This is a genomic window from Pseudomonas sp. NPDC089569 (genome assembly GCF_050280625.1).
Classification (GTDB): Bacteria; Pseudomonadota; Gammaproteobacteria; order Pseudomonadales; family Pseudomonadaceae; genus Aquipseudomonas.
Genome location: NZ_JBNNVQ010000158.1, coordinates 1 through 8562 on the forward strand (window position 1 = coordinate 1; position 8562 = coordinate 8562).

General features: G+C 59.8%; 5 protein-coding genes. 3 read left to right on the forward strand and 2 right to left on the reverse strand.

Annotated elements, in window-relative coordinates; all coding sequences use genetic code 11:
* Positions 1 to 2592, reverse strand: a 2592-nt coding sequence (locus tag ACQKP2_RS30715; RefSeq protein ID WP_427582073.1) for a transcription-repair coupling factor, incomplete at its 3' end; no start/stop codon positions are given.
* A gap of 354 nt (positions 2593 to 2946) precedes the next feature.
* Here ACQKP2_RS30715 and ACQKP2_RS30720 point away from each other — a divergent pair.
* A complete protein-coding gene (locus tag ACQKP2_RS30720; protein ID WP_427582074.1) occupies positions 2947 to 4410 on the forward strand; it encodes a glyceraldehyde-3-phosphate dehydrogenase in 1464 nt (487 codons plus the stop codon).
* A gap of 153 nt (positions 4411 to 4563) precedes the next feature.
* On the opposite strand, the gene ACQKP2_RS30725 is transcribed toward ACQKP2_RS30720, so the two are convergent.
* On the reverse strand, positions 4564 to 5862 hold the full coding sequence (locus ACQKP2_RS30725; protein ID WP_427582075.1) for an MFS transporter: 1299 nt from the start codon (positions 5860 to 5862) through the stop codon (positions 4564 to 4566).
* Positions 5863 to 6241: 379 nt separating this feature from the next.
* On the opposite strand from ACQKP2_RS30725, the gene ACQKP2_RS30730 reads away from it, so the two are divergent.
* Positions 6242 to 7186, forward strand: coding sequence for an FAD:protein FMN transferase (locus ACQKP2_RS30730; protein ID WP_427582077.1), 945 nt, complete (start codon positions 6242 to 6244; stop codon positions 7184 to 7186).
* Positions 7187 to 7392: 206 nt separating this feature from the next.
* The coding region (gene sthA / locus ACQKP2_RS30735) for a Si-specific NAD(P)(+) transhydrogenase (RefSeq protein ID WP_427582076.1) at positions 7393 to 8562 on the forward strand (1170 nt) is incomplete at its 3' end.

Sequence of the window (8562 nt, forward strand, 5' to 3'; positions counted from 1 at the left end):
GAAGCGCGTGTGGTTGAAGTCGCTCATCACCTGTTCGAGTTCGCGCTCGCGCATCTGTCCGTGACCGATGCCGATCCGCGCTTCGGGTACCAGTTCGGCAAGGTCGGCGGCGCATTTCTCGATGGTCTTGACGTCATTGTGCAGGTAGTAGACCTGGCCGCCGCGCAGCAACTCGCGCAGCAGGGCTTCCTTGACCGTGCTCTTGTTCTGCTCCATGACGAAGGTGCGCACCGACAGGCGTCTAGCCGGCGGCGTGGCGATGATCGACAGGTCGCGCATGCCCGATACGGCCATGTTCAAGGTACGCGGGATGGGCGTGGCGGTCAGGGTGAGGATATCGACCTCACTGCGTAACGCCTTGAGCTGCTCTTTCTGGCGTACGCCGAAACGGTGCTCTTCGTCGATGATCACCAGCCCCAGGTTTTTCATCTTCACGTCTTCCTGCAGCAGCTTGTGCGTGCCGATGACGATGTCGATCTTGCCTTCGGCCAGGTCCGCGACCGCCGCATTCACTTCCTTGGCCGACTTGAAGCGACTCATCACTTCCACGGTCACTGGCCAGTCGGCAAAGCGGTCGCGGAAGCTGTTGTAGTGTTGTTGAGCCAGCAGGGTGGTCGGCACCAGAATCGCTACTTGCTTGCCGCCATGTACGGCAATGAACGCGGCGCGCATCGCCACTTCGGTCTTGCCGAAGCCGACATCGCCGCACACCAGGCGATCCATCGGCTTGGGTGCGAGCATGTCCTCGCGCACCGCTTCGATGGTGGTCTGCTGGTCCGGCGTTTCTTCGAACGGGAAACCGGCGCTGAAGGTGGCGTAATCGGCTTTCGGGTCGGCAAAGGCGTAGCCTTCGCGGGCCGCGCGACGCGCATAGATGTCGAGCAGTTCGGCCGCCACGTCGCGCACCTGCTCGGCAGCCTTGCGCTTGGCTTTCTGCCAGGTCTCGGAGCCCAGGCGATGCAGCGGGGCCAGGGCATCGTCGCTGCCGGTGTAGCGTGCGATCAGGTGCAGGTTGGCTACCGGCACATAAAGCTTGGCGCCCTCGGCGTATTCCAGGGCGAGGAATTCGGCGCTCTGACTGTCGATTTCCAGTGTCGCAAGGCCCAGGTAGCGACCAACGCCGTGATCGATATGCACCACCGGCGCGCCTTCGCGCAGTTCGGTGAGGTTCTTGATCACGGCGTCGTTGTTGGCGTCGGCGCGCTTCTCACGGCGACGGCGCTGCATCACGCGCTGGCCGAACAACGGGCTCTCGGCAACCAGCGCCAGGGCCGGGTCGTCCAGCAGCAAGCCTTCATCCAGTGGTGCAATGGTGATTGCCAGGCGTTCCTTGCTGGTGACGAAGTCCGGCCAGCTATCGACGGTCTTCGGTCGAAGCTTCAGGCGTTCCAGCAGCTCCAGCAAGACTTCGCGGCGACCGGCAGATTCGGCGGTAAACAGCACGCGTCCGGGAAATTCGTCGAGGAATCCCGACAGTGCAGCCAATGGCTGAGAGGCCTTGGCTTCAATGGCCAGGTTCGGCAGTTCGCGGGCGGGGAAGCGCTCGCGTCCGATGCCGGTTTCCAGGTCTTGTTGGCTGGCAACCACTCGCGGCCAGTTCTTCAGGCGTGCGAAGCAGTCTTCTACCGGCAGGAACAGTTCGGCGGGCGGCAACAAGGGGCGGGATGGATCGACGCGGCGCTCTTCATAGCGATTGCGTACGTCGTTCCAGAAATTCTCCGCTGCCTGCTCGATGCCCGGCAGGGAAAACACTTGCGTGTCCTGGGGCAGGTAGTCGAACAGCGTCGAGGTTTCTTCGAAGAACAGCGGCAGGTAGTACTCGATGCCGGCCGGAGTAATTCCGCTGCTCAAATCCTGAAAGATCGGGCAGCGACGGAAATCGACATCGAAGCGTTCGCGAAACCGCGACTTGAAGCGGGTTACCGCTTCTTTTTGCAGCGGGAATTCCTTGGCCGGCAGCAGCTTGACCGAGTCGACCTTGTCGATCGAACGCTGGTTTTCCGGATCGAACGTGCGCAGGGTTTCGATTTCGTCGTCGAACAGGTCGATGCGATACGGCAACTTGCTGCCCATCGGGAACAGATCGATCAGCGAGCCGCGCACGGTGAATTCGCCATGCTCATACACCGTATCGACATAGCGGTACCCGGTGGCTTCGAGTCGGGTGCGCATTTGCTCGACGTCAAGCTTCTGGCCGACGTCCAGCACCAGGCTGCTGCCCAGCAGGAACTTCGTCGGGGCCAGGCGGTGCAGGGCGGTGGTGATCGGTACCACCAGCACACCATGCATCAGCTCCGGCAGCCGATACAGGCTGGCAATACGCTGGGAAATGATGTCCTGGTGCGGCGAAAACAGATCGTAGGGCAGGGTTTCCCAATCGGGAAAATGCAGCACAGGCAAATCCGGGGCGAAGAAGCCCAGCTCCTGTTCCAGCCGTTCGGCACTTTGGCTATCGGCGGTCAGCAGCAGGGTAAAGCGCCTGGCAGCGCTGGCGGCCTCGGCGATGGCCAGGCTCAGGGTCGCACCGGGCAGGTTGCCCCAGTGCTGTTTGCCTGCCTCGGCAGGGAGATGCGGTAGACGCAGAACGGGCACGGAAGGTTGAGCTCCAAGCGTTGCGACAAAGTCGTCAATTGTAACGGCCTCGGGTGCCGGCTGTCAGTTGCTGACTGTGTCTATATAAGCGCTCTGCGCAAAATGTAGTGGTAATGACAAAAAGCAGTGCTTTTTGGAGGCAAATGTAGTGCCTTGGAAGGCGTGTGTTACGGAGGGTTACAGACATGGCCGCAGCGTTGCCGAAAAATTGACTGTGCTGAAAGCCCCGGTTTTACTGGCTTGCCGCGAGGCGCGATTTTTTTGAACCGGAAATTGTTACGGATAGTACGACAGGCGCGCATTGCTACGTGGGGCTCTCGGCGGCATAATGTAGCCCCTTTTTTCTGCCCCTACATGTGGAAGGTTCCCGTGACTCAGAAGCCCGACCAGTGTCTTGGTGAATGGATCGACCGTGAAGCACTCGCAGAAGCGATGATTCCGCTTATCGGTCAGCTCTACCGCAATAACAACGTGGTGAGCTCGATCTATGGCCGCAGCCTGATCAACCGCTCGGTGATCTCGATCCTCAAAGCGCACCGCTTTGCCCGTCATCGCCAAACCGACGAAACCGAACTCTCTGTCCACGAGACATTCCCGCTGCTCAAGGCCATGAGCGAGCTGAAACTGGGCGCCGCTTCGGTGGACCTGGGCAAGCTGGCCAACAAATTCAAGCAAGAAGGCAACGGCCGTAGCGCCGAGCAGTTCGTGCGTGAAGAAATGGCTGACGTGGTTGGCCAACAGAACGCTTCCGCGCGCAAAGGCACCGACGTTGTCCTGTACGGCTTTGGTCGTATCGGTCGTCTGCTGGCTCGCATCCTGATCGAAAAAACCGGTGGCGGCGACGGCCTGCGCCTGCGCGCCATCGTAGTCCGCAAGGGCTCCGAGAACGACCTGGTCAAGCGTGCCAGCCTGCTGCGTCGTGACTCGGTTCATGGTCCGTTCGATGGCACCATCACCATTGATGAAGCCAACAACACCATCACCGCCAACGGCAACCTGATCCAGGTTATCTACGCCAAGAGCCCGAGCGAAGTCGACTACACCCAGTACGGCATCCAGAACGCTCTGATCGTCGACAACACCGGCGTATGGCGTGATGCCGACGGCCTGGGCCAGCACCTGGCCTGCCCGGGCGCTGCCCGCGTGATCCTCACCGCACCTGGCAAGGGCGCGCTGAAGAACATCGTGCACGGCATCAACCATGGCGACATCAGCCCTGACGACAAGATCATTTCGGCCGCTTCCTGCACCACCAACGCCATCGTGCCGGTGCTCAAGGCTGTCAATGACCAGTACGGCATCGTCAACGGCCACGTCGAAACCGTTCACTCGTTCACCAACGACCAGAACCTGATCGACAACTTCCACAAGGGCAGCCGTCGTGGCCGTGCCGCGCCGCTGAACATGGTGATCACCGAGACCGGTGCCGCCACTGCCGCCGCCAAGGCACTGCCAGTGCTCAAGGGCAAGCTGACCGGTAACGCGATTCGTGTTCCTACGCCGAACGTGTCGATGGCCATCCTGAACCTGAACCTGGAAAAGGCCACCACCCGCGACGAAATCAACGAGTACCTGCGCCAGATGGCCATGCACTCGGACCTGCACAAGCAGATCGACTACGTCAGCTCGCAGGAAGTGGTTTCCACCGACTTCGTGGGTTCGCGCCACGCCGGCGTGGTGGATGCGGAAGCCACCATCACCCAGGATAACCGCGTTGTTCTGTACGTTTGGTACGACAACGAATTCGGTTACAGCTGCCAGGTGGTTCGCGTGATGGAAGACATGGCCGGTGTAAACCCGCCAGCATTCCCGCGCTAAGCCCTAGCTGCACATGAAAACGCCCCGATTTGTTCGGGGCGTTTTTGTTTCTCGATCCGAAATGTGTAGTGGCTGAGCCGGCCTATTCGCGGGCAAGCCTCGCTCCTGCGGGGCGCGAATCTTTGTAGGAGCGAGGCTTGCCCGCGAATCTTTTCAGGCGCCGCCTGCCATGGTTGCGCGTGCTGTGCGCAACTCATGCTTGTTGCCGCGGAACAACACCAGCGTCGCAATCAGCCCCAGCACCGCCGCCGCACTCAGCCAGATCCCGGGCGCCGCTTTGTTGTCGAGCACATGGATCAGGTAGGTACACGCAGCCGGGGTAAAACCGCCGAAGGTTGCCGTTGCCAGGCTGTAGGCCAGTGAGAAACCGGTGGTACGAACTTCTACCGGCATGATTTCGGTCAGGGCGACCACCATGGCACCGTTGTACGAGCCATAGAGGAACGACAGCCAGAGTTCAACGATCAGCAGATGGCTGAAGCTTGGGTTGGCCACCAGCCAGGAAAGCGCCGGGTAGGCCGTGAGGATCGCCAGCGTTGTTGCTGCCACCAGCAGGGGCTTGCGTCCGATCTTGTCCGATACCGAACCCATCACCGGCAGCCAGAAGAAGTTGGACAGACCGATGCACACGGTCACCAGCAGGGCATCCATGTCTGACAAATGCAGTTCGGCTTTGCCGAAGGTCGGCGTGTAAGCAGTGATCAGGTAGAACGAGACCGTCGTCATCACCACCAAGGCCATGCCGGCGACGACGATACCGAAATTCTGACCGATCGAACGGACGATATCCCTGAGGGTCGGGCGGTGTTTGCGTGCCTGGAATTCCGGTGTTTCCTCCAGGGAGCGACGTATCACGAAAATCACCGGCACGATCATGCAGCCAATCAGGAACGGCACACGCCAGCCCCAATCACCCATCTGTTCAGGGCTGAGCCAATGGTTCAAACCAACACCCAGCAGGCCGGCGAACACCACGGCAGCTTGCTGACTGGCGGACTGCCAACTGACAAAGAAGCCTTTGCGCCCCGGTGTAGAGATTTCGGCCAGGTACACCGATACACCCCCCAGTTCAACTCCCGCCGAAAAACCCTGCAGCAGTCGGCCGAACAGAACGATCAGTGGGGCGACAACACCGAGGGTGGCGTAACCCGGCACACAGGCAATCAATATCGTACCGGCGGCCATCAAGGCGAGGGTGATGATCAGACCTTGTCGACGGCCATGGCGGTCGATATAGGCACCGAGGAAAATGGCTCCCAGCGGGCGCATCAGGAAGCCGGCACCGAAGGTGGCCAGCGAAAGCATCAGGGAAGCGAAAGCACTGTCGGCAGGGAAGAAGGTTTTGGCGATGGCCGTGGCGTAAAAGCCGTAGACCATAAAGTCGAACATCTCCAGAAAGTTGCCACTGACAACGCGAAAAATCGCTTTGCCTTTGCCCGTATTGGAGGACATTTGGACGTACTCGCTCTTGGTTGTCTGGTTGGCTTCCCTGATTTAGACACATCCCTCGCTGCCGCTAATGAGACAGTCTCCCTTTGGCGGCATTTTGTAACAATATGTGTGGAAGTGTGGGTAGGCAACATTTAGTTAGCTTGCTGCTTAAACGATATAGCCATTACGCACCATGGATTGCGCACTTGAGCGAATTACGACCTTCAGGTGACCCTGATGAGCTTTGGGAGCAAGCCCGCTCCCACCGTTCTATCGCATAATCGCGGGCCTTGGCGTTGTGTCGAGGAGCGTTCGGGAGAGGTGGCAATTGTCGAAAGGGTGGAAGGGTTTTTTCCTGGTCCTGCTGGGGTCGCTGACGGCTTGCGGCAATGGCGACTCCATGGAAAGTTTCGGCGGCCCGACCATGGGCAGTACGTATTCAATCAAGTATGTACGCCACGCCGGCCTTCCCGCGCAGGAGCAGGTGCGTGTCGAAGTTGAAAGGATCCTTGCCGAAGTCGATCGGCAAATGTCGACTTATCGCAGCGATTCGGACATTGAGCGATTCAATGCATTGCCCGCCAATCGCTGTCAGACGATGCCAGCGCCGGTCCTCGAATTGGTGCGCGTCGGTGAGCAGCTGTCAAAGCAAAGTGAAGGTTCCTACGATTTGACCGTGGAGCCTCTGCTCAATCTGTGGGGGTTCGGTCCTCAGGCCCGTGAAGAAAAAGTCCCGACCGCGCAAGCGCTTGCCGAGGTGCGGCAACGCGTCGGTTACGCCCATCTGCATATCAACGGTGATCAGTTGTGCAAGGATGCTGCGGTCGAAGTCGACTTCAACAGCATCGCCGCCGGTTATGCGGTCGATACCATTGCTGCACGACTGGAGGCGCTGGGTATCCACGACTACCTCGCCGAAGCCACTGGCGAGCTCAAGGCGGCCGGCAGGAAACTCGACGGTTCGCCATGGCACATTGCGCTGGAAGAGCCGCGTGACGATCAACAAGTGGCCGAGCGCATCATTGCTGTCGATGGTTATGGCCTGTCCACCTCCGGTGACTACCGCAATTACTTCGAGCAGGGCGGGCAGCGCTATTCCCACACGTTCGATGCGCGTACCGGTGCACCGATCACGCACGCACTGGCGTCCGTTACCGTGATTCATCCTTCTGCGTTGATGGCCGATGGCCTGTCGACGCTGTTGTTGATTCTCGGCCCCGAACGCGGTTGGGATTACGCGGAAAAACATGATATCGGCGCATTCTTTGTGATTCGTGCCGATACAGGTTTCGTCACACGCACCAGTCACGCTTTTGCACGCCTGAGTGGCGAGAAAAACCAGTGATTGCGGTGTTCCAGCATCGAAAACTGGCGTTGTAGTGCAGGCAAAAGTAGCCTACGACGCTACCAAGGGTTAATGTGCGCGGCGTTGACGCTTCTATAGACTGTGTCCGGGTTCTGCACTGACCCCAAATTGTTCCTTCACGCCGCCGATCGGCGTGATTTAGCCGCAGGCGCCGATGGCGCCACGGCCTGTTCTGAGGAGTACGCATGGCTGTCTACAACTACGACGTGGTGGTGTTGGGTTCCGGCCCGGCGGGAGAAGGCGCGGCAATGAACGCCGCCAAGGCAGGGCGCAAGGTGGCGATGGTCGACAGCCGTCGCCAGGTCGGCGGCAACTGCACCCACTTGGGCACGATTCCCTCCAAGGCACTGCGTCACTCGGTCCGGCAGATCATGCAGTTCAACACCAACCCCATGTTCCGGGCCATTGGTGAGCCGCGCTGGTTTTCGTTCCCGGACGTGCTGAAAAGCGCTGAAAAAGTCATCTCCAAACAAGTCGCCTCGCGTACCGGCTACTATGCCCGCAATCGCGTCGACGTGTTCTTCGGTACCGGCAGCTTCGCCGACGAGCAAACCGTGGAAGTGGTCTGCGCCAACGGCGTGGTGGAAAAACTGGTGGCCAAGCACATCATCATCGCCACCGGCTCGCGCCCTTATCGTCCGGCCGACATCGATTTCCACCACCCGCGCATCTACGATAGCGACACCATCCTGAGCCTCGGCCACACTCCGCGCAAACTCATCGTCTACGGCGCCGGCGTGATCGGTTGCGAATACGCTTCGATCTTCAGCGGCCTGGGGGTTCTGGTCGAGTTGGTGGATAACCGTGGCCAGTTGCTGAGCTTCCTGGATTCGGAAATCTCCCAGGCCCTGAGCTACCACTTCAGCAACAACAACATCACCGTTCGCCACAACGAAGAGTATGACCGCGTCGAAGGCGTGGACAACGGCGTGATCCTGCATCTCAAGTCCGGCAAGAAGATCAAGGCCGATGCCTTGCTCTGGTGCAACGGCCGTACCGGCAACACCGATCAGTTGGGGCTGGAAAACATCGGCGTGAAGGTCAACAGCCGTGGCCAGATCGAAGTCGACGAGGCTTATCGCACATGCGTGCCGAACATTTATGGTGCCGGTGATGTGATCGGCTGGCCGAGCCTGGCCAGTGCCGCCCATGACCAGGGCCGTTCGGCTGCCGGCAGCATCGTCGACAATGGTAGCTGGCGCTTCGTCAATGACGTACCGACCGGCATCTACACCATTCCGGAGATCAGCTCGATCGGCACGCGGTCAAGGCATTGTTGCGCCCCTTGCGATAGCTGCGGCCGATCGGGTGAATCGGCGGAAAGTAGAGGACATCGAAGCCCATGTCCTGGATCA